The sequence below is a fragment of the Streptococcus marmotae genome, assembly GCF_001623565.1.
Lineage (GTDB): Bacteria > Bacillota > Bacilli > Lactobacillales > Streptococcaceae > Streptococcus > Streptococcus marmotae.
Window position 1 is genome coordinate 465,276 of record NZ_CP015196.1, and the last position, 22,076, is coordinate 487,351.

General features: G+C 43.4%; 19 protein-coding genes and 1 pseudogene. 3 read left to right on the top strand and 17 right to left on the bottom strand.

Going from position 1 to position 22,076, the window contains the following annotated elements; all coding sequences use genetic code 11:
- Positions 1 to 6: 6 nt before the first annotated feature.
- The 15 genes from A4H00_RS02405 to A4H00_RS02470 all read right to left on the bottom strand — a co-directional run bounded on the left by A4H00_RS02405 (position 7) and on the right by A4H00_RS02470 (position 17,653).
- The gene (locus A4H00_RS02405) at positions 7 to 387 is read right to left on the bottom strand and encodes a Mini-ribonuclease 3 (protein WP_067086835.1); all 381 of its coding nucleotides are present in this window, start codon (positions 385 to 387) and stop codon (positions 7 to 9) included.
- Positions 380 to 1,723, bottom strand: coding sequence for a cysteine--tRNA ligase (gene cysS, locus A4H00_RS02410; protein ID WP_067086837.1), 1,344 nt, complete (start codon positions 1,721 to 1,723; stop codon positions 380 to 382). Before cysS ends, A4H00_RS02405 begins: the two co-directional genes overlap by 8 nt.
- 112 nt (positions 1,724 to 1,835) lie before the next feature.
- Positions 1,836 to 2,009 carry a hypothetical protein gene (locus A4H00_RS11790; RefSeq protein WP_157770973.1) on the bottom strand — a complete coding sequence of 58 codons (174 nt, stop codon included), beginning with the start codon at positions 2,007 to 2,009 and terminating at the stop codon, positions 1,836 to 1,838.
- Positions 1,999 to 2,772, bottom strand: coding sequence for a nucleoside phosphorylase (locus tag A4H00_RS02415; protein ID WP_067086840.1), 774 nt, complete (start codon positions 2,770 to 2,772; stop codon positions 1,999 to 2,001). The genes A4H00_RS11790 and A4H00_RS02415 overlap by 11 nt, the downstream gene beginning before the upstream one ends.
- A gap of 21 nt (positions 2,773 to 2,793) precedes the next feature.
- On the bottom strand, positions 2,794 to 3,378 hold the full coding sequence (cysE, locus tag A4H00_RS02420) for a serine O-acetyltransferase (RefSeq protein WP_067086843.1): 585 nt from the start codon (positions 3,376 to 3,378) through the stop codon (positions 2,794 to 2,796).
- 57 nt (positions 3,379 to 3,435) lie between these two features.
- Positions 3,436 to 5,646 carry a polyribonucleotide nucleotidyltransferase gene (gene pnp, locus A4H00_RS02425; RefSeq protein ID WP_067086845.1) on the bottom strand — a complete coding sequence of 737 codons (2,211 nt, stop codon included), beginning with the start codon at positions 5,644 to 5,646 and terminating at the stop codon, positions 3,436 to 3,438.
- 530 nt (positions 5,647 to 6,176) lie between these two features.
- Positions 6,177 to 6,446: a 30S ribosomal protein S15 gene (rpsO, locus tag A4H00_RS02430; RefSeq protein ID WP_067086848.1), complete on the bottom strand. Its 270-nt coding sequence runs from the start codon at positions 6,444 to 6,446 to the stop codon at positions 6,177 to 6,179.
- A gap of 121 nt (positions 6,447 to 6,567) precedes the next feature.
- Positions 6,568 to 7,842, bottom strand: coding sequence for a uracil-xanthine permease family protein (locus tag A4H00_RS02435; protein WP_067086850.1), 1,275 nt, complete (start codon positions 7,840 to 7,842; stop codon positions 6,568 to 6,570).
- 238 nt (positions 7,843 to 8,080) lie between these two features.
- Positions 8,081 to 10,504: a SpaA isopeptide-forming pilin-related protein gene (locus A4H00_RS02440; protein ID WP_067086853.1), complete on the bottom strand. Its 2,424-nt coding sequence runs from the start codon at positions 10,502 to 10,504 to the stop codon at positions 8,081 to 8,083.
- The gene (locus A4H00_RS02445) at positions 10,501 to 11,706 is read right to left on the bottom strand and encodes a hypothetical protein (RefSeq protein WP_067086856.1); all 1,206 of its coding nucleotides are present in this window, start codon (positions 11,704 to 11,706) and stop codon (positions 10,501 to 10,503) included. The genes A4H00_RS02440 and A4H00_RS02445 overlap by 4 nt, the downstream gene beginning before the upstream one ends.
- 12 nt (positions 11,707 to 11,718) lie before the next feature.
- Positions 11,719 to 12,588, bottom strand: a complete 870-nt coding sequence (locus A4H00_RS02450; protein ID WP_067086859.1) for a class C sortase — start codon at positions 12,586 to 12,588, stop codon at positions 11,719 to 11,721.
- A complete protein-coding gene (locus A4H00_RS02455; RefSeq protein ID WP_067086862.1) occupies positions 12,581 to 13,450 on the bottom strand; it encodes a class C sortase in 870 nt (289 codons plus the stop codon). The genes A4H00_RS02450 and A4H00_RS02455 overlap by 8 nt, the downstream gene beginning before the upstream one ends.
- Positions 13,437 to 14,639, bottom strand: coding sequence for a SpaA isopeptide-forming pilin-related protein (locus A4H00_RS02460; RefSeq protein ID WP_067086864.1), 1,203 nt, complete (start codon positions 14,637 to 14,639; stop codon positions 13,437 to 13,439). Before A4H00_RS02460 ends, A4H00_RS02455 begins: the two co-directional genes overlap by 14 nt.
- 132 nt (positions 14,640 to 14,771) lie before the next feature.
- Positions 14,772 to 16,523, bottom strand: coding sequence for a SpaH/EbpB family LPXTG-anchored major pilin (locus A4H00_RS02465; protein WP_067086867.1), 1,752 nt, complete (start codon positions 16,521 to 16,523; stop codon positions 14,772 to 14,774).
- Positions 16,524 to 16,927: 404 nt separating this feature from the next.
- Positions 16,928 to 17,653 (bottom strand): pseudouridine synthase, encoded by a 726-nt coding sequence (locus tag A4H00_RS02470; protein WP_067086870.1) that lies wholly within the window; start codon positions 17,651 to 17,653, stop codon positions 16,928 to 16,930.
- Positions 17,654 to 18,158: 505 nt separating this feature from the next.
- On the opposite strand from A4H00_RS02470, the gene def reads away from it, so the two are divergent.
- A complete protein-coding gene (gene def, locus A4H00_RS02475; RefSeq protein ID WP_067086873.1) occupies positions 18,159 to 18,773 on the top strand; it encodes a peptide deformylase in 615 nt (204 codons plus the stop codon).
- Positions 18,774 to 19,409: 636 nt separating this feature from the next.
- On the opposite strand, the pseudogene tnpA reads toward def, so the two are convergent.
- A pseudogene (gene tnpA, locus A4H00_RS02480) lies at positions 19,410 to 19,881 on the bottom strand (IS200/IS605 family transposase).
- 136 nt (positions 19,882 to 20,017) lie between these two features.
- Here tnpA and A4H00_RS02485 point away from each other — a divergent pair.
- A complete protein-coding gene (locus tag A4H00_RS02485; protein ID WP_082815576.1) occupies positions 20,018 to 20,428 on the top strand; it encodes a site-specific integrase in 411 nt (136 codons plus the stop codon).
- A 205-nt stretch (positions 20,429 to 20,633) separates the two neighbouring features.
- Entirely contained in the window at positions 20,634 to 21,554 is a 921-nt protein-coding gene (gene cysK / locus A4H00_RS02490; protein ID WP_067086879.1) for a cysteine synthase A, read from the top strand.
- Between the two features lie 155 nt (positions 21,555 to 21,709).
- Here cysK and A4H00_RS02495 read toward each other — a convergent pair whose 3' ends face one another.
- Positions 21,710 to 22,075 carry a S1 RNA-binding domain-containing protein gene (locus A4H00_RS02495; protein ID WP_067086881.1) on the bottom strand — a complete coding sequence of 122 codons (366 nt, stop codon included), beginning with the start codon at positions 22,073 to 22,075 and terminating at the stop codon, positions 21,710 to 21,712.
- Between the last annotated feature and the right edge of the window lies 1 nt (position 22,076).

Sequence of the window (22,076 nt, forward strand, 5' to 3'; positions counted from 1 at the left end):
GACCTCCTATCCATTTTCGATACACCAGTCAATCACTTCTTCCAGCCGCTCGATTTGCTCCGTCATATGGAGGTAACCAAGCACTGCTTCAAAACCAGTAGACATGCGATAAGTCACGACATCCGCATTTTTTGCCTTGGTATGACTGTTCGTATTGCGGCCACGTTTGTAGATGTCAACTTCCTTTTCGCTGAGAAATTCCTCGTCCAACATTTTAGAGATGAGCGCAGCTTGCGCCTTGGCAGAAACATAGCGGTTCGCTTCTCTGTGCAAGTGATTAGGCTTGGTTAAACCTTTAAAAATCAAGTGCCTACGAATATACATGGAATAGACAGCATCACCCTCAAACGCAAGAGCAATCCCATTGATGAGTGTCACATCAATCACGTGTCCACCTCACTCCGTCCTTGGTATCAAGAAGCTTGATTCCTTGTGCAGCTAGTTGGTCACGAATCTCATCTGCCTTTGCAAAGTCCTTGGCTGCCCGTGCTGCTTGACGTTGTTCAATCAAGGCTTCAATCGCACTATCTAACACCTCTTCCTCAAAAACAATCCCAAAGACTGCTACCATTTTCTCAAATGCCGTTTTTATATCCGCATTATAGTTTCCAGAATTGATCCACTTGGCCATTTCAAAGACGACGGTAATCCCATTTGCCGTGTTAAAGTCTTCATCCATCGCTTGGCAAAATTTACTTTCAAATGTCGCTAAGCGTTCCATATCCACATTGTCAGTAAAGGATTGCTCATAAGTATTTTTCAAATACTTGAGATTGATTTCTGCGTCTAGCACCCCTTTTTCGGTAAAATTAATGGGTTTTCTGTAATGTTGAGTAGCAAAAAAGAAGCGCAAGACCTGTCCGTCAACCGTTTCAAGAGCATCGTGAACGGTAATAAAGTTACCCAAAGATTTGGACATTTTGACATTATCAATATTGACAAAGCCATTGTGCATCCAATAATTGGCAAAGGTCTGCCCTGTTTTGGCTTCTGACTGGGCGATTTCATTGGTATGGTGAGGGAATTCCAAATCCGCACCACCACCGTGAATATCAATCGTGTCTCCTAAAATTTCTGTCGCCATAACAGAACATTCAATATGCCAACCCGGACGGCCTGCTCCCCAAGGGCTATCCCATGAAATCTCACCTGCTTTAGCCGATTTCCAGAGGGCAAAGTCTACTGGATTTTCCTTACGAGCTGTCTCTTCATCTGTCCGACCACTAGCTCCTAGCACCAAATCTTCCAAGGTTTTATTGGCCAAAGCAGCATAGTTTTTTGACTTTTCAACACGGAAATAGACATCCCCTGCAGCCTCATAGGCATAGCCTTTTGCAATCAATTCCTCGATAAAGGCTACAATTTCATCCATAAAGTGCATAACGCGAGGGTGTTTCGTAGCAGGTTTGACCCCTAATTTTTCCACATCTGCGGAAAAGGCTGCAATGTATTTTTCAGCGATTTCCTGCGGTGTAATTCCTTCTTCCTTGGCACGATTAATAATCTTATCATCGACATCGGTAAAATTCGAAATATAGGTCACCTCAAAACCGCGGTACTCAAAATAACGCCGAATGGTATCAAAAGCAACGGTTGAACGGGCATTGCCAACATGAATATAGTTATATACAGTTGGTCCACAGACATACATCTTGACCTTACCTACCTCTAAAGGCACGAACTCTCGGAGACTTCGTGTCATGGTATCATAAATCGTAATCATCGTTTTATTCTTGAGCGTTGGAATTCTTCCCCCGCTCTTTCCTTTCTATCGGAAATCATCTGTCCGCATCTCTGCAAACCATCTCTATAAATAAGAGGGTAAAACAAGAACTTTAGCGTCTCTTATAAGCTCTGTAAAGCCGAACGAGCCAAAAGAGCGCAAGAGCTCCCCAAATAAGAGCAGAATCTATCTGGTCCTGTAAGAGACGAACAATCATCAAGATGATAGCACCAATCATCGTAACGAAATAATGCCAATAACGCTTGAAAAAAGCTCTACTCTTCATGATGCAACTCCTTGGCTATCGTAAAAGCAATCTCAAAAAAGGTCAGAGGATTGAGGCTTCGTTCTTCATGACGTGTATCCCATGTTTCTTGATGATGATCCACATAGTCCGCTGTATAGAAAAACTGATAAACTTTCGCCTTTCTAAAACGGCTCCAAGCCATGATGCTGGCCGCTTCCATCTCGACAACTTCTGCACCACTGGCCATTCGCCGTTTGACCTTGGCAGCCGTTTCTCGGTAAAAAGCGTCTGTCGTCCAGGTTTTGGTCCGAATATGCTCAATCTGGTGTTTATCTAGGATCTTTTCCATGGTGGATAGCAGAGCTGGCTCATAGCTAATTTCATCGCTTGAAGGAGCGTAGTGGTAGCTCATTCCTTCATCACGAAGGGCTGCGCTGGGTAAAATCAACTTGTCTGCCGCAATCTGCTTGTCCAAGACCCCGCAAGTCCCAAAAATGATGAAATTCTCAAAGCCAAGAGCCTTATATTCTTCTAGCTGACCGACAGCCATTGGTGCTCCAATGGTTAAGAGAGCAACCGCAACCTGACAGCCATCCTGTTCGTAGAGATACCAAGGGTGACGGCCGTTGAGACTCGTCAAAGCACCGCCTTCACGGACTCCCTTCATCTGCCGCACCTGATCGAGCACTTCTCCTGAAAAAGTGAGAATCATCGTCGGACAAATTTCTGCGTTGAGATGCCGTTTCACCACTACTTCTGGCTCAATGACAGCTGTGGTCGGTTCAAATTCTTCTAAAAGCATGATGTACTCCTTTCTTCATTCTTACAACTTGGCAGAATAATAACTTGCCTCTCGTGCTTCCTGTAAGGGACGGATTGCTTCTTCATCTTTTTTGCCATGAATCCGAACAATTTTTGCCGGCATCCCGACAACCGTCACGTCTGCTGGTACGTCTGACAAGACAACAGCTGCTGCACCGACCTTGGCATTTTCACCAACTTCAATGGGGCCAATCACTTGGGAATGGGCTGAGATAAGGGCACCTTTTCGAATAGTTGGATGACGTTTCCCACAATCTTTCCCAGTCCCTCCAAGGGTCACTCCGTGGTAGAGCATGACACCCGTCTCAACCTCAGCAGTTTCCCCAATCACCAGACCTGCACCGTGGTCAATAAAGACCCCACTTGCAATCTTAGCACCTGGGTGAATCTCTATTTGCGTCCAAAAACGCCAAAATTGGCTGTGCATCCGTGCCAGCAACTTCAAATTGTGCCGCCATAGAAAATGCGATACACGGTGAGCAGCGAGAGCTTTGACTCCTGGATAGGTTAGTAGCACTTCTAAAGTCGTACGTGCTGCTGGATCTTTTTCTTTTACAATCTCAATGGTGTCTTTCCACCAACCCATTTTTTCTCCTTTATTGTGGATAAGACAAGTTCTAAAGAACTTGTCTTACTCTACTTTCTACTTTTCAACCTTGTGGAACTTGAATTCCCCAAAGTTGCTATTTTCTTTCTTTTCTCTTGGACGACGTGGGCGGTCTGTTTTTTCTCTTGGTTCTGCTTGCTCAATCTTCTCTGGTCGAGGAAGGAGAACTTTCATGGACGCATCCACGCGACCTTTTTCATCAATCTTGATGACTTTGACATCCACCTCATCACCGATTTGCACCAAATCTTCGACTTTGTTCACACGAGTCCAAGCCATTTCAGATACATGAACAAGGGCATCTGTCTTGTCAAAAAGATTGACAAAGGCACCGAATTTTTCAATGCGAACAACCTTAGCACGGTAGACTTCATCAACCTTAGCTTCACGCACCAGGCCTGCGATGATTTCTTTGGCACGGTTAATGGCATCGCGGTCACTTGAGTAAATGGCAACATTTCCATCCTCATCAATATCAATCTTGACACCTGTCTCTGCGATAATCTTATCAATCGTTTCGCCACCCTTACCGATGACGATCTTGATTTTATCCACATCAATCTTAATGGTCTCAATCTTCGGCGCAGTTGGTGCTAAATCTGGACGCACAGCTGGAATAGCTTCTTCAATGACATCCAAAATTTCAAAGCGAGCTTTCTTGGCCTGAGCAAGGGCTTCTTGCAGGATTTCTGCTGTAATTCCCTCAATCTTGATATCCATTTGAAGAGCAGTAATTCCGTCACGTGTACCAGCTACTTTAAAGTCCATATCTCCAAAGTGGTCTTCAAGACCTTGGATATCCGTCAAGACAGTATAGTTGGTCCCATCTGAAATCAAGCCCATGGCAATTCCTGCGACAGGAGCCTTAATTGGCACACCACCAGCCATAAGGGCAAGCGTTCCTGCACAGATAGAGGCTTGTGAAGACGAACCGTTCGATTCAAGCACTTCTGCCACCAGACGAATGGCGTATGGGAATTCTTCAAGACTTGGCAACACTTGCTCAAGAGCACGTTCCCCAAGAGCACCGTGACCAATTTCACGACGACCTGGCGCACCGTAACGTCCAGTTTCCCCTACAGAATATTGAGGGAAATTGTAATGGTGTAAGAAACGTTTTTTATACTCAGGGTCCAAGCCATCCACAATTTGTGTTTCTCCCATTGGTGCCAAGGTCAAGACAGACAAGGCTTGGGTTTGTCCACGAGTGAAGAGACCTGAACCATGCACGCGCGGTAAGAAGTCTACCGCAGCTTCAAGCGGACGAATTTCATCCACACGGCGACCGTCAGGACGAACCTTGTCTTCTGTAATCAAGCGGCGCACTTCTGCGTGTTCCATTTGTCCTAGAATCTCCGCCACATCGCGCATAATGCGGTCGTGTTCTTCATGGTCTGCATATCTTTCTTCGTAAGTTGCAGTCACTTGCTCTTTTACCGCATTGGTTGCTGCTTCACGAGCTAATTTTTCTTCTACTTGAACCGCTTTTTGCAAATCGCTATTGTAGGCTGCGACAATCTCTGCTTGTAATTCTTCATCTACATGAAGAAGCTCAACTTCTGCTTTTTCTTTGCCGACTTGGGCTACAATTTCTTCTTGGAAAGCAATCAATTCTTTTACCGCTTCGTGACCCTTGAGAAGGGCTTCAAGCATAATGTCTTCTGAAAGTTCTTTCGCACCAGACTCGACCATGTTAATGGCATCTTTCGTTCCAGCCACGGTCAATTCCAGTAGGGAACGTTCTGCCTGTTCTTGACTTGGGTTGATGACCAACTCCCCATCCACATAGCCGACTTGAACACCAGCGATTGGGCCGTTAAAGGGAATATCTGAAATAGACAAGGCAAGAGAGCTGCCAAACATCGCTGCCATTGGGGCACTTGCATTTTCATCATAAGACAAGACGGTGTTGATAACCTGCACTTCGTTGCGGAAGCCTTCAGCGAACATGGGACGAATCGGACGGTCAATCAAACGAGCGGTCAAGGTTGCATCCGTTGACGGACGACCCTCACGCTTGTTAAAGCCTCCTGGGAATTTCCCAGCCGCATACATTTTTTCCTCATAGTTGACTTGAAGAGGGAAAAAGTCTCCTGTTGCCATTTTTTTCGACATGACAGCCGCAGTCAGCACTGTACTTTCTCCGTAGCGGACAACGACGCTACCGTTTGCTTGTTTTGCAACCTGACCGACCTCAACAACGAGCAGACGGCCTGCAAAGGTCATTTCAAATGTTTGTTTAACCATTTGGTATCTCCTGATTATCTAATTATTCCAATTTTCTTTAGAACACCAACTGTCGGCAAAACATACCCGTTCTTCATTCCAAAGAGGATGACGTGTTTTCTACAAAGGTCAACCCAGGAAGCTCCCAGACTCAACTTTGCACAAAACCACGTATCTTGTTTATTTTATCATATTTTAGCCGAAAAACAAACGAAGGAAAAGCGAATTTCTACGGAATACATGCTAAGAACCTGTATTCACAGCTCAGCAACTCTATTCAGGGACCATTTTTCGCTATTCATCATTGCTTTTTTTCGAAATACAGTCAGTATTCCTTCAAAAAAACGCCTAGATTATCGTAAAATAAGCGCCCGATTAGAATTACTTCGCTTATGAATACAGATTCTAAAAGTCGTGAAAAATTCAGTAGGACATTTTATTAAGAACCTTTTTTCTTTATTTTATACTCAAGTATTATAAATTTACTAGACTATACTTGAGAGAAATACAGAAAAAGCCCTCCCTGACTGGGAAAGCCTTCTTTCATCAAATTAACGACGAAGACCTAATGAATGAATCAATTCGCGGTAACGGTTAACGTCTGTCTTACGCAAGTAAGCCAACAAGTTACGACGGCGACCGATTTTTTTCATCAATCCACGGTAAGTTGCGTGGTCTTTTTTGTGTTGTTTGATGTGGTCGTTCAAGTGGTTGATTTCCCAAGTAAGCACAGCTACTTGTACTTCAACTGAACCAGTATCACCTTCATGACGAGCATATTGCGCCATGATTTCATTTTTTTTCTCTTTTGAGATTGCCATGAGTATTTTCTCCTTTGTTTTGAGCCACATCCGAGTAACAGGTTGGCAACCCGTGACCAAGAAAGGCTAATTCTTGTCCTTAGGACTTCATCATTGTACCAATCTTTATCACTTTTGTCAACTATTTCAGTGCTTCACGTGGCAGGATAAGGTTGAGGATGATACCGACAATTGCACTCAGCGCTGTTCCTGAAAGCGTGATAGCACCAATGTTTAAGACAGCACCACCCAGTCCCAAAACGAGCATTGAGCTTGCAATGATCAGATTACGAACTTGTCCAAAGTCCACACGGCTTTCAATCAAGACTTTCAAACCATTACTTGCAATGACACCATACAGCAAAATCGACATGCCTCCTAAAACGGCACTTGGAATGGTCGAGATTAGGGCTGTGAATTTCCCAAGGAAACTAAAGGCAATAGCGATGAAAGCTGCGTTACGAATCACCGATACCGAAGCAATGCGTGTCATTCCAATCACTCCTGTATTCTCACCATAGGTCGTATTAGCAGGACCACCGATGAAGGCAGAAACAGCTGTTGCAACCCCATCCCCAATCAAGGTCCGGTTCAAACCTGGATTTTTCAAAAATGGACGGCCACAAATTTGGCTCAAGACGGTGTGGTCACCAATATGCTCTGCTACCGTCACCACTGCAATCGGTAAAATCGCAAGCATTTCTGGTCCAAAGTAGAGTTTGTATTGCTCAAAGACACCCGTCTTAAATGGCAAATAGAAGCGGGGTAATTCAAGCCAAGGAGCTTCAATAACAGGTGTGAAGTCAACCAATCCAAGCGCCAAGGCTACTACGTACCCTCCGATAATGGCAATCAGAAATGGGACAATCTTCACAAAGCCTTTTCCTTTGGTATTGACAAAGGCAGCAATCAAGAAGGTCGCAATCGCTGCAACAACATTACGCCAATCACCGTCTGCTACAAATCCTGCATTGGTAACCGCAGAGTTAGCTAAACCAAGACCGATGACAATAATCATTGGCCCAATCACAATCGGTGGCAAGAGCGTGTCGATCCACTTGGTTCCGATTACCTTGACCAAGGCGGAAATCAATACATAAATCAAGCCGACAAAGAGAACCCCTGTCTGAGCAGCAGACACATCCCCATTCATCTCCTTAATCGCAAGCGCCATTGCTGAAATGTAGGCAAAGGATGATCCAAGATAGACAGGTACCTTGCATTGGGTAGCCAACTGATAAATCAAGGTTCCCACACCAGAGGCAAAGAGAGCCACAGACACAGGCATCCCCAAAATCAAGGGAACCAAAATAGTTGCCCCAAACATGGCAAATACGTGCTGGAAGCTTAGCAAAATACCTTGCCCAAACGACGGCTTTTCATCGACATCGAGCAATAAACGAACAGAATCTTTCATATTCCTCCTTCGGGGCACACAAAAAAGGCCCTCTAACTCATCTAGTAGTCATAGGCCTTTTGAAATCCGTATGTGTCTTTCTCACCTCACAGGATGAGTTTAAAAACCTATGCTTGTACTAGTCTACCATAAAATCATTCATTTGGCTAGTTTTCAAGTAAGATGGATTACATTTTCTTCCCAAGTAAAAAATACTAGCTGACAAGTCTCCTTGTTCCAGCCAGTATCATACAATCTGCTACACACGTCTTCTTCTTGCTGTGGAAGTTTTTTGCTTCAAGCGCAGGCTAGACCCTAGCATCAAACTCAAACCGACAGCAACAAAAATCGCTGTTCCAATCCCACCTGTATGCGGGAATTCATTTTTAGCATTTTTCACCGATAGGACAATCTGCTTATCCTCTGTACTCGTTTCCAGACGAACAATTTCTTTGTCCTTGTCTTCTAAGGTAACTTGACCATTCGAACCGATGACCAGCTTGATATCATCAGCCAAACGCACATAGCCATTCGGTGCTTTTTTCTCTCGGATATAGTAGGTTCCTTGTGGCAGATCTTTCAAGACCAACTCACCTTGATTATCCGTCACTCCTTCTTGCTTATCTATCGCCTTTTTAGCTTCATCAAGCAACTGGAAGTGTGCTCCTGACAGAGTTGTGTTGGTGTCAGACTCACGTTTGATAATTTTTAATTGATAGCGGTCATTTGGCACCAAGACAACCCCTACTTTTTCTGGTTCAACCGCAAACAGACCATTCGTTGTCACAGAGAAGGAATTCCAAGCTGCTCGCTCTTTTTCATCAATGGTGGTATCTATCACAGTCGCATCTGGATTGTCCGGAGCCTTCATCTTAAAGTCCATGTGGATGTTTTGCCCCTGAATCCAAGCAACACCTTCGTTTAACTCCACCTTAAAGGCTGTAACCGCTGACCAATCGGCAATCATATCCGCTGTCTGCCAGTTTGGATCCTCGGCATTAACCGCGTCTGGTTGGCTGGCGCCTTCTGGATAGTCAACCTTGGAATACAAGTCCTCACGGCTTGGAACTGCAACCGTGGTATAGTAAACCGTTACCTTATCCTGCCATTCAGCAGGTACAGTAATCGGCCCTGTCAAGCTAGGACGGAACTTGGAACCACGCTGCGTTGTATTTGTCACAGCTGTATCATTGAGATTTGGTAAGACATCCATGAAGCCCATACGGCGAATCACATCACCGGTCGTATTGGTAATGTCCAAACGATAGTCAATCATACCGCCGACAGGTGTATGACCAAAGGCAGAGTATTCCTTATCCAGCTCCCCTTTTACAGTCTTCTTAATCTGCAAATCACGACTGTTTGCTAATTTATAATTGGCTCTAGCAACCGCTAATTTCTCATCACGCTTATCATCACCATCAATATTATTTGTATCAATAATCGGATCTAGGGCTCCTGTTGGAACTGTGAAGTCTTTATTTCCCACGTTTCCATATCCCTCAAGGGTAAAGTTTGGATCGACAGTATTGGTAACATTTGCATTGATTTCAAGTTCGATACGATCACCTACTTGGAGCTTAGCATTGGGATCATTCCAAGTGAAGATGAGCGTCTCTCCACCTTGGGCATTGGTCCCTGTCGCAAGGTGGCCATATTTCCCATCTACGTTAATAACTTTCTTTTCCTTTCCACCTTTTTGATACAGAGTAACTTTCCAGTCAGGGTTGCCTCTATCTAGTGTGACCCCTGGTGGTAAAGATGCCGTCATAGAAATTGGCCCCGTCGCTGCTACCAAGGATGGTCCGCGATTTGTCAGACTCAACGACAAGCGATTTTTCCCTTTGGCACTAATGCTTCCATCTGCTTGAGGAACACCAGCTGTCACCACATTTCCATCTGCTTTTTGTAAGCCAATAGCAACATCGATGATGGGATTTGGTTTAGAGGTTGAATACACATTTGCTGTTCTAGCTCCGAAGGTAGAGTTCGTATCTCCAGTGCCACCCAAAGCTTGGCGGGTAAAATGGCCAACAACGCCTTGTCGTTCATTTGGACCCAAGTACACTCTATTTTGCCCAGCAGAAAAAGTAGCCGAACTCTCGTTTTTGACTGTTTTATTTGTCCCAGGCTTGATAGTATACTTGTCTACGACATTGGTCCAAAACTCTTGAGGAAGTTTTCTTTGGGCATCGTGATTTTGAAATACCACGTTATATTTAGAGACACGTTCTCCTGGGTTTAATCCCAAATCATCTCGATTCAGGACGACTACTCCACCTTGGTCATAATCAGGCGCTGTAAACGAGTTTAAAATTTCCTTACCTTGAAGCTTCGTCCAGTCCACTGGTACCGTTGCGTAACGAATCAAATTCCCGTCTAAGTCTGTTACCGTCATCCGAATTTCTGTTTTATCAGGGAGATAGTCCAGTTGGTAGGATGGCTGGTTAATATCCATCATCCGAACAGGTTCATAGATGTAGAGTTCCTGAAGGATAAGAGCATCATCGACTTTTCGCTCCATATCGATCCATTCGTATTTTTTAAAGACATTTGCTAACTCATAACCAATATTAGCTTCATTATATCGCCTAAATCTTCCATATCCATCTTTCAAATAGTATTCTGTCGGCTTACGAGGTGGGACAGGTACGGTTGCAGGTGTATTTGGATTCGCAGTCATTTCATAACCGCCAAGCGCGTCATCTGTCCCCGGTATCCTGCCCTCCAAATCATTTTAAAGGCAAGAGTCGCTGTATCAGGTACTGTCGGCGTTGGATTATAGCCACTAATTGTTCCGTTATTGATAAAGGCTCCTGCAAGCATTCCATCTCCATCCTTTGGACCAAGATTGACACCTACCAACACCCTTCCGTTCGGAGAGATTTGGGACGGATTGGATCCTTTTCCTAACGTGAATGTCGCTTCGTTTGATTCTGCTTGAATCGTTTTATCTGAGATATTGGTAAAGCTTGTGGACAGTTTATTTTTCACATTGCTCAGTTGACCTTGAAAGTTATTCGCTCTTGTCCGAATTTCAACTTCTTTTTCAAAAAGATTGCTTCGATTGGGATCAGCTTGAGCGGCAAGTTGCTCAACTAAAGATGGAGCTGCAAAACTCAAGGATACGGTTGACCCATTTCGTCTGACAGAAGCCCCTTCTCCACTTGCTCCCACATAGGTTAGCCCACTTTGAATGGTATCTGAAACAACAATCTGGCTACCTTCCTTGATAAAGGCTAGGCCAAATTCGTCCTTGGGAACTTCGACTTTCCCTTTCCAGACAATCGTCTCCCCTACCTTAGGAACATGATCCGCATCATTCTCATACCCTACTGTATAAGCATAGGTCTTGGACAAGGCGACTTGGGTGTCAGATGTCACAGACACTTGAGCCGCCTTACGGACAATCTCCCTATCTCCTTGAGTAAAGATAGCTTCTGTCTTTAGAGCCATGCCATTTGGGATGATCCCGTTTTGCGTATTGACCCGCAATGTCACACTGTAGGATTGGCCGGCCGTCAGCTGGTCAAATGTGTATTTTAGACTATTGGTCGTCTCGTCATAGACCGGCACTTGGTCAGCAATCTTCAAATCTTCTAGTTCAGAAGCTAGACTGGTCTTTCCATTTTCGTTTTCTGGTAATTTAATCTCCAGACCGACCGGTTCGGTACTCGTCCCATCAATCCCACTGGCGTAGAAATCTAGACGGTAAATGGCAGTCTCCCCTGATTGAATCGTTTGATTTTCATTCAATGAAGTATAGAAAGCATCAACCTTTACCCCTGCTATATCGTCCAAGGCCTGAGCCAAATTGTGCGGAACGATCGACAGTAGTAATATTAAAATGGTACTGATGATTAGTAATCTTTTCCTATAAAACATTCATTTCTCCCTCTATCTTCGATAAGTTCCTTTTCTCTTCTTAGCCTGTATGCCCCGCTTCCGCTGATAGCGAATGATAGCACCTATCAGCACGATGACAAGCAGGCAATTGATATAAAACAGGTATTTGTAAAAGTTTGCCTGACTGGCTTTTTCTTGCTCAGACTGCTCCTCTTCTGCCACATAGTCCGTCCGCTCCCCTGTCACCAAGAGACGGTGACTGTTAATCATATAAGGCGTACAGGTTAAGAGTGTCACATAATCCTTGCCCTCTTCAATCGCGATGGACTTTAAGTCACTGGGCTCCACCACTTTGATAGCAACTACTCGATAGGCTAAGGTCTCTTTGATGTTGCGCACATAAAAGAGGTCCCCTTTTTTCACCTTATCAAGGTCTGTGAAGAGACGGGCAGTTGGTAGGCCACGATGAGCTGTCAAGACGGAATGGGTGCTGGCGCCACCGATTGGTAGCGAAGTCGCCTCCAAGTGGCCAACCCCTTTTTGTAAGACCGCCTCTGTCGTTCCGGCATAGATGGGAATTTCTTGCGAAATCCTTGGAATCTTCACATAGCCAATCTGCTCATTGACCTCGAGCATACGGGCATATTCTTTCAGACCATCTTTTTGGCGCTGCGTAAAGATATCCTGTATACCGTCTTGCATCTGATGGACTTCATTGTAGGCCTGAGCCAGACCAATCCTTCGGTCAATCTCAGATGTGTCAATCGCAGAAGCTTGCTGATCAAACTCCTGCACCGTCACCCGAGAAGCGTAGTAATACATCACCTGACTGACAATCGGAAAGAGCATAATCGCAAAACCAAGTAAAAATATCACAATGAGAAACTTTTTGCCTTTTTTCTGCCGACTTCGTTTACGCATTCTCTTTCACTTTCTTGTGCTTACGATACAACCTGATAAAGAGTATCAATAAGATAATAAGCAGTACCAAGGTACCATAGAATAATACTTTATATAGCTGATTTTCTTTGAAGCTGCTCGTCTCTTTTTCTTCGATTGCTTCCACATATTCGATGCGGTGCCCTCTAACCAATAGCCGATGAGTATTGACCATGTAGGGTGTACAAGTCAAGAGCGTTACATAGTCATGACCTTGCACTACCGCTAATTGCTCAATGTCTGTCGGTTCGATAACGGTAATTTGATCCACCTCATAAGCTAAGGTCCCCCCGAGATAATGGATATAAAATTTGTCACCCTTTTCCAGCTTGTCTAAATTGGTAAACAACTTGGCCGTCGGCAGACCTCTATGAGCCGTCAGGACGGCATGAGTATTATTGCCACCGACAGGAAGAGAAGTCCCTTCCAAATGACCAACACCACGCTGTAAGACATTTTCTGAACTTCCCGCGTAAATGGGCAAATCTTCGACAATTTTTGGAATGCGAACATGGCCAATTTGCTCATTAACTTCCAGCATCTTGGCGTATTCCTTCAGGCCTGCTTTTCTCTCTTCTTCTGAGTAGGGGTCTGTAATCTCAATATTATTTCCAGAAGCAACGCTATCGTTGTAGGCTTCTGCTAGACGGACACGTCGCTCAATTTCTGATTTGTCAATTTTTTTCACACCATCATCAAAGCTAGCCACTTCGACAATCGATGCTCGGTAGTAGAGGTATTGACTAACTAGAGGAAACGCCAATACACCAAAACCGACTAAAAAGATAAGGAGTGAGAGGACTCGCCTCATCGTCCATTTGCCTTGTTTTCTAGTTCTGGTCATCTGTTTTTCTCTTCTTTTTCACAATCAACACCAGACCAATAGCTAGTAGTCCAATCATTCCCATGATGCTCACAGCCTCCCCTGTATGCGGTAGGAATTGACGAATGATAGGAGGAAGATTTGAACTTGGTGGAGTTAACTTTGGATCAGTTGGCGGACTGGGTGGCGTAGAAGCGAGTGGTTTATTGATAATCTCTAAAATCGTACCATCCATATAAGATGTGGCCGTCACGCTAAAGCGAATCTCTTGCGACAAGAGAGCATACTCTACCCCATCGACTACGGGAGCCTTCTCTTCTCTTAGGAAATAATCACCATACGGCAGATTCGTCACCTCAAAATAGCCATTTTCATCTGAAGTCACCTGAAAAAGAGTGTTTTTCTTGCTGTCCAGAACAGTGAAGACTGCGCCTTTCAAGACTGCTTTTTCTTCATTGACTTTTCTAAATCGTTTTCCGCCCTTATCTGTCGGCTTGTTTTCTACCTCGATGTGAGCCACATTTCCTTGTTTGATAGTAACTGCATAGTCTTGTTGCAACAGCTGATAGCCTGGAAGCGCTCTGACTTCCTTGAAATAATAGTCTCCTTCGGCGAGACCTGAAATGGAAAGCCGACCATTTCGATCCGTCTCTAGCTCATGCACGCCATCTGCATCGAGTGTCGCTTGGCCATGTTTCACGCGCACGGGCTGATGATTGGCATCGTAGAGAGTAAAAACGACTCCAGCTAACGGAGATTTTCCCCCATCCTTCCATTCATACTTAAAAAGCTGAACATCTCCAGTAGGGTGATAGGGCTTAGCATAAATTACATGGTCTTTTCCAACATCTGTCACCCCCAAGAGAAAAGGCGCAATAGTACTGACAAGTTGGTTAGTACTTGAAGAAACTGCAACCACATAGTAGGTGCCCAACCCTACAGTAACAATCTGTTTTCCAAGCTCTCCGGACGCCCGTGTCTCCACAAATGGATAGGTCTTTTCCAACACGTCTTTAGAGAGTGTTTTGACTTTCTCTATCTGTCCTTTATCTGCTATCTGAAACAGCTGGTAGCGAACATCTTGCTGGCCAACAGGGCTGATAATGGTCACACCTACTTGTTGGTCATCTGCGTGGACTGGTCGGATAAAGCTCACCAAACCTAACGTTAAACTCGTCATCAGCAGAGCGAACAACTTCCTGATTTTCATCTCTTTCATTCTCCTTTATTTTCCTAAGAGCATACATGTCTTTTCAAGGAGGATTTCGCAAAACCCTCCTTAAGAAAACAGGTGACAAGCACCTGCTCTTCTTATCTCCATATCTTCATTCTGTATGAGAAATTAGCTATGTTTTTTATCTTTTTTCAAGCCAAACACTGCAAGTCCCATCAAAGCAAGGCCGCTCACCACAAAGATGATGGTTCCGATGCCACCTGTATGTGGAATGTTTGGACGTTTGTTGTTGACTACTTCTTGCGGATCTGCATTTCCTGCGTTAGCTGTAATCGTCGTTGGATTTGTATTGTATGAAGTTTGGTTTACTTTGAATTCAATACGACCTGACAAGACTACATAACCAGCAGGAGCTTTTGTTTCTTGTAAGTAGTAAGCTTTCTCACCATCACTCTTGTTATCAGCTGTATTTGTATCAGGTGTATAACCAAGACCTTTGATTTCAAATTCACCTTTCGCATCTGACTTCAAGACAATCTCTTTACCAGCCTCAACTGTTCCGCCAAATTTACCTGCATCAATAGCAGTTTTGTTTGCCTTGATCAAACCTTCTGTCCATTTAAGTGCTTCTCCGCCTGTTGCCTCTTTATATAATTGGAATTCAGCACCTTGAAGTTTCGTTTTTGCTTCACCTTCTCCGACCTTCACAAATCTCTTACCACCTGTGTAGACATAAACTGGTGGAGTTGGCGGAGTTGTTGGTGGTACTGGTGGCTCACCTGGTGTTCCTGGAGGTGTCGGTGGAGTTGTTGGTGGTACTCCTGGTGTTCCTGGAGGTGGAGTTGGATCTTTTGGATCACCATGTTGGCCACCACGGTTATTGTAGGTAATTGTGGTACTGTTTTCAATTCCTTTACCAAGGACAGCTGTTTCATTGATTGTTGCTTTTAGGGTAACATCAACGTATGGTTTGTCAGCTGTATTTGTAGCCTTATCTAACTCTTCTTGGTTTGCATATAGACCACGTTTGTCAACAGAGATGTTGTTTGCAATCCAGTCAAGACCAGCATCAGTCAAGGCAACTTCTACCTTACGGCTAGCCTCATCGTATTTAACAGTATAGTGAGTCTCAACTGTTAAATCTTGGCCACCAACTGTGACTTTCTCAACTCCCTTATAGTCCAATTGAGAGTCAAGAGTATCATTGAATTGATAGGTCTTGTAGTCATTGATATTTTTAGGAATCGTTCCTTTCAGATGGAAGTTGATGTCATCTCCGATATTGTAGCTTCCTTCATTTTGACCAACATTCTCAACATCCTTATCTGCAACTGGTGTGTTAGAAGTTACGTTCTTTGGATAGACGTGCACTTCGCTCAAGTAGCCCGAACCATCTGCAGCACCCATCGGGAATGTCAAACGGAATGGTACAGCATAGGCTTTTGATACTTCTTGTGGAGCATTCTTTTCAATGACCCAGTACGTACCATTTTGGTCTTTCGTACGTTTAAACTCTGTAAGACCAGAAGCATCTGTTGCCGTCAATTCACCATTGTCTGTATAAAGTTTATCCAACTGCTCCTCTGTCATTCCGCGGAGTTCGTCATCGTTCTTTCCATCTGTTACTTTATACCATTTGAAGGTAACACCTGCCAAACCTTTGACATCTGCTCCTAATTCTGCCTTAAGCTCCTCTAGCGATTTTGCTACACCATTTTCATTGAGAGCAATTTTTTCATACGATTCTGCCTGCAACTTGGTAATCTTAACCGTAGTTGAATCAGGCACCTCTGCTGTCGTAACTGGTCCTTCAGCTACTACCGAAGTCACAGGTGATAATGGATAAGCTAGAGGGGCAACAACGCCACCTAATAACGCAGCCAAGACACCTAACTGAATAAGTTGTTTTTGTTTCTTCACGTTAAATCTCCTTTTCTTTTATTTTAAGTTAATATGAAGACAAGGTGATTTTACCCCCCCCCCGAAGGTTTTGTCAAGCATTTATGTGCAAATCCTTTATACTCTTATAAAATTCATAATCTTCTGATTTTTCTGTATATTTTCATTTTTTGACTTCCTTTATCAAACAAGGAATAGTTACAACTCTTATAATACCAACGATGTTTCCGTTTCCACTTTTTTAAAAACCTGCTTAAAATAGGCCTTTTGTCACTAGAAAATCTGTCCTTCCTCTATTTCTACAGTATATACCATTATTCTAGGATTTTTTGTCACCTTTTGTCACTAGATATGGAAGCAACTATTTTAAAATAGCTAATTTTAAATCGCAAAAAAATAGAAGAATTTTACATCTTCCATTTTTATTATTCCACTCCAAAGACAGTCAAGGCTTCCAATTCATCGGCAGTCAATCTACGATAGGCTCCCAGAGCGAGCTCATCGTCCAAAGTCAAGGGTCCCATGCTAAGCCGCTGTAAATCCGTCACTTCTTTGCCACAGGCTGCGACCATTCGCTTGACTTGGTGGAATTTTCCTTCAGCGATACGGATGTGAACCAGCGATGTTTCCTCGTTTTCATCCGTTTCTATAATCTCCAAATCCGCTGGCTGACAGGTAAAGTCTTTCAACTCTATCCCTTGAGCAAATCGATTGCGGTCTTCTGCCGTCATGATGCCTGCCACCTCAGCTTGATAGAGCTTCTCCACATGTTTTTTAGGCGACAAAAGCTCGTGAGCCAGTGCCCCATTATTGGTCAAGAGCAAGAGACCATGGGTATCGATGTCCAGCCTTCCAACCGGAAAGACCTCTTTTTGCCGAGCCGTATCATCTAGCAGGTCAAGAACCGTCTTGTGCTTGGCATCTTCCGTCGCCGAAATGACGCCCTTTGGCTTATTTAAGAGATAGTAAACAAATTTTTCATAGGTTAACACCTGTCCTTGATAGGTGATAATATCCTCTTTTTCATCAATCTGAGCCTTGGCAGATTTTTCGATGGTTTCGTTGACCATAACCTTGCCTGACTTGAGGATTTTTTTGACCTCTGTCCGTGAACCAAGGCCACATTCCACTAAAAACTTATCCAAACGCATCTTCTACTCTCCTTTTCCTTTATGATACAATTTTTCCACCAGACAAGCAACTGCATTTGCCAAAAACACTCCTCATACTCTATAAAAATCAACATCTGACTAGGATGAGGCTGAGACAAAAGTGTCTAGCTCAATTCCCTTATAGATTTAACAGTTTGATAGTTGTCGGGTTTGTAAAACGTTGATCAATCAACATTCTACAAACCGCGTCAACCTTGCGGGGTATGAACAGTCAGGGGAGTGACTGTTTATACCTGAACCCAAAAATTGGAAAGCGAAGACGACAAAATCGATTTCTGCGAAATACCGATTTTTCTCTCACTCCCAAGATGATCGATAAAACTAGCCTAGCTTGTGTCCTAAAAACCGCAAGGGGTAAGCAAGGTTAGCTGGACTGTTGATGCAAAGTGAGTGAACGACGCCAGATTTTGATGGTTGACAAGTATCAAACTTTCTTTCTACGCCCATTTATGGTATAGTTATCAATGAGAAAAAGGAGAATACTATGTCTGTAATTGAACGATTAACCAAAGCTAGTCACTTAATTGATATGAACGATATTATTCGCGAAGGCCATCCAACCTTGCGAAAAGTAGCCGAGGAGGTGTCTTTTCCCTTGAGCGATGAAGACGTGATTCTTGGGGAAAAAATGCTACAATTCCTCAAACACTCACAGGACCCTGTTATGGCTGAGAAAATGGGGCTTCGTGGCGGGGTGGGACTCGCAGCACCACAGCTTGATATTTCAAAGCGAATCATTGCCGTCCTTGTCCCGAACGCTCCTGACGAAGAGGGCAATCCTCCCCTTAATGCCTATGATCTAGAAGCTGTCATGTACAATCCAAAAATCATCTCTCATTCTATACAAGACGCTGCTTTAGCAGACGGAGAGGGTTGTTTATCAGTCGATCGCGAGGTCCAAGGTTATGTGGTTCGTCATGCGCGAGTGACCGTGGAATATATGGATAAACATGGTGAAAAACATCGCCTCAAACTAAAAAGTTACAACTCTATCGTTGTCCAACACGAGATTGATCATATCAATGGCATCATGTTTTACGACCGAATCAACCAAAACAAACCCTTTGAAATCAAAGAAGGCATGTTGGTCATTGAGTAATCTGAAAAAGGGAGTACGACAAAAATCGTGATTTCGTAGAAATCGATTTACCTCATTTCTTTATCTCTAGGTTCGGGCTAAACGAATCCACTGGATTCGTTTCCGCTCACCCCCGCAAGGTTGACTAGCTTCCACAATTGAGAATTGTGAAAGGTTGGGAATAGGGCTAGCAAAGAAATGCTCGCTAGCCTCTTTAATAGAATGTTGATTTAGCAACGTTTTACAAACCCGACAATCCTCGCTTTCAAATTTCTAGGCTCAGGTATCAATAGTCACTCCCCTGACTACTGATATAAGTCAAACTATTAAAACTATAAAAGAAGCAAGGCTGGACACTTTTGTCCTGGCCTCTTTTGCTTTATAGAGATAGTCTTAGTAAAATATCGTTGTCTAAAAAATATTAAAAAGACTATCAATTTAATACAGACGGACGAGCTATCTTACATATCCGAGATAGCCGTTCCAGTCGCACACGAAACGGAGCTGGTCGCACGAAAGTCATAACCACCCGTGAAAACGGGTGGCTTGTACACCGGCTATAAGCCGTTTCCCTCCAGCGGGCGTCTAAAGACGCTCGCTGAACTTCGTTCAGGTTAGTGCTATAATTACTTGACTCATGCTAGTCACAACGGGCTTTTATCTTGTTCTAAAACTGCCATCTGAAAATGGATCTTCATACTCTTTGACACTCAAGAATCAAGTGCAATGTCATTTTTCTCCTGTTCGCGAATATAGACGCGAACGTTTTTTCGTTCAGTCCAACGGTACTAACATAGTAGCCTCTAACCCAAAACTTTCGATTTCCATACTTATATTTTAAATTAGCATGTTTATCAAATATCATTAAAGCGCTTTCACTTTTCAAATAACCCATAAAATCGGAAATAGAAAGTTTTGGTGGCATCAATACAAGCATATGAACATGATCTGACATCATGTGTCCCTCAATGATTTCAACACCTTTGTATTGACATAGATGACGGAAGATAGCAATTAAATCCTGTCTAATTTTCTAGTAAATGGATTTTCTGCGATACTTCGGTGTGAAAACTATATGATATTTGCACATCCATTTAGTATGTGATAAACTGTAACTGGTTTTAGCCATTGCTAAAATAGTCCACTGGACTATTTTACTCCCCCTTTATCTAACCTGAGCAATTAAATTATAACAGGAAAAAGAAAACCACCAGCTATGCTGGTGGTTTTCTTTTTTTCTCTTCGAGAAAAACTGGCTCGAAGCCATAACAGAAAGCTCCGTCCGCTATGTATCGTTAGATGAGAAGGGAAGATCGTTGCTAAAACATGCCATCAAAGAAGCAAAAACAGTCAAAAAAATCACTGGCACTATCCTAAAACCTGAAAAAGATTATATCACGATCAGCATTAAAAATGGCAAGTTAAAACTAGAATCACCTTCATTCATGAACAAAATCTTTAAAATAGTGAGTAACGAAGTCAATATCCATGTAACACCTCACATTATGCGCCACTTTTTCACCACTCAAGCCCTGATAGCTGGAGTAAACCAATACGATGTCATGCGGTACGTTGGACACACTCAAACTAGGACTACTTCCGCCTATACTCATATCCGAGACGAACGCGCCCAATTGGTCACAGATGCCTATATTGACAGCATTCGCGAGGCATAAAAATCCCGACATTTTTGCGACCTGTTACACATAATTCACAAATCGTGATAGGTACAAACCTTGATAAATCAACGTTTTTGCTATTTATTGTTTCCATAAAAAGTGGCGAAAATTAGGTTTTTCTTATCGTTGCGATAGGTTTTTTATATTTTACAAAGGCTAGATACAGGAGTATACTAAGAACAACAAAAAGTGGAGGTGCCTTATGGCGATTTATCAAAACATTACTGAATTAGTTGGAAAGACTCCTATCGTAAAATTAAACAATCTCGTACCAGAAGGGGCTGCGGATGTGTATGTGAAATTAGAAGCCTTCAACCCTGGTTCATCTGTGAAAGACCGCATTGCCTTAGCCATGATTGAACAAGCTGAAAAAGACGGAATCATCAAACCTGGCGATACGATTGTAGAGCCAACTAGTGGAAATACTGGAATTGGTCTTGCCTGGGTCGGAGCTGCAAAAGGGTACAAGGTGATTATCGTCATGCCTGAAACCATGAGCATCGAACGTCGGAAAATCATTCAGGCTTATGGAGCAGAACTTGTTCTTACTCCAGGTAGCGAAGGAATGAAGGGAGCTATTGCTAAGGCACATGAAATAGCTGAGGAGCAAAATGGCTGGGTACCGTTGCAATTTGCCAATCCTGCTAATCCGAAAGTCCACGAGGAGACAACCGGTCAAGAAATTCTAGAAGCATTTGGTGCAACAGGACTCGATGCCTTCGTTTCTGGAATTGGAACAGGTGGAACGATTACCGGTGTATCACATACTCTCAAACAGGCAAATCCTACTATTGCCGTTTATGCTGTCGAAGCAGACGAATCCGCTGTTCTATCAGGTGAAGCTCCTGGCCCACATAAAATCCAAGGCATTTCAGCAGGGTTTATTCCAGATATCTTAGATACAGACTCTTATGACCATATTATCCGTGTGAAATCAGACGATGCACTAGCGACTGGTCGTGCGGTTGGGGGACAAGAAGGATTTCTTGTCGGTATTTCATCTGGAGCGGCTATCTACGCTGCTATTGAAGTTGCAAAAGAGCTTGGTGCAGGAAAAAAAGTCCTTGCCATTCTTGCAGACAACGGTGAACGATACCTATCAACTGCTCTTTACGAGAGGTAATACTCGTCGACAAGTGGACAAAGCTAACAGTCAACCACTACGGCAATATGTTTTTATGAACTTTGGGAAGAGAAAATAGACTTTTATCAACTGTCCTACCAAGTAAAAAAGAGAGGAGCACACCATTTCAAGGAAATGATGTCGCTCTTCTCTTTTTACTGTTCTTTTTGTTTTTCCAAAAAACTTTTTGCTTCTTTCATCCAATGCGGGAGTTGTTTCGCCAAAGGTTCAAAACCAATTTTATAGCGATCACTTGTGAAGCGGTGAGGTCGTGGCAGTTTCTGTTTTTCTTCTTCCAACGTTCGTAAAGATAGGCTAGCTTTTTTGCTATATTCATCAACATCAACAACTTGAACTAGTAGTTGTTGCCCAATAGTTAAATAATCTCGAATATTATCGACATAACCTGTCTTGATTTCTGAAATATGGATTAAACCCGTTGTCCCATTTTCCAGTTCTACAAAGGCGCCGTAGGGTTGAATTCCTGTTACGGTCCCTCGCAATTTTTCTCCAATTCTCATC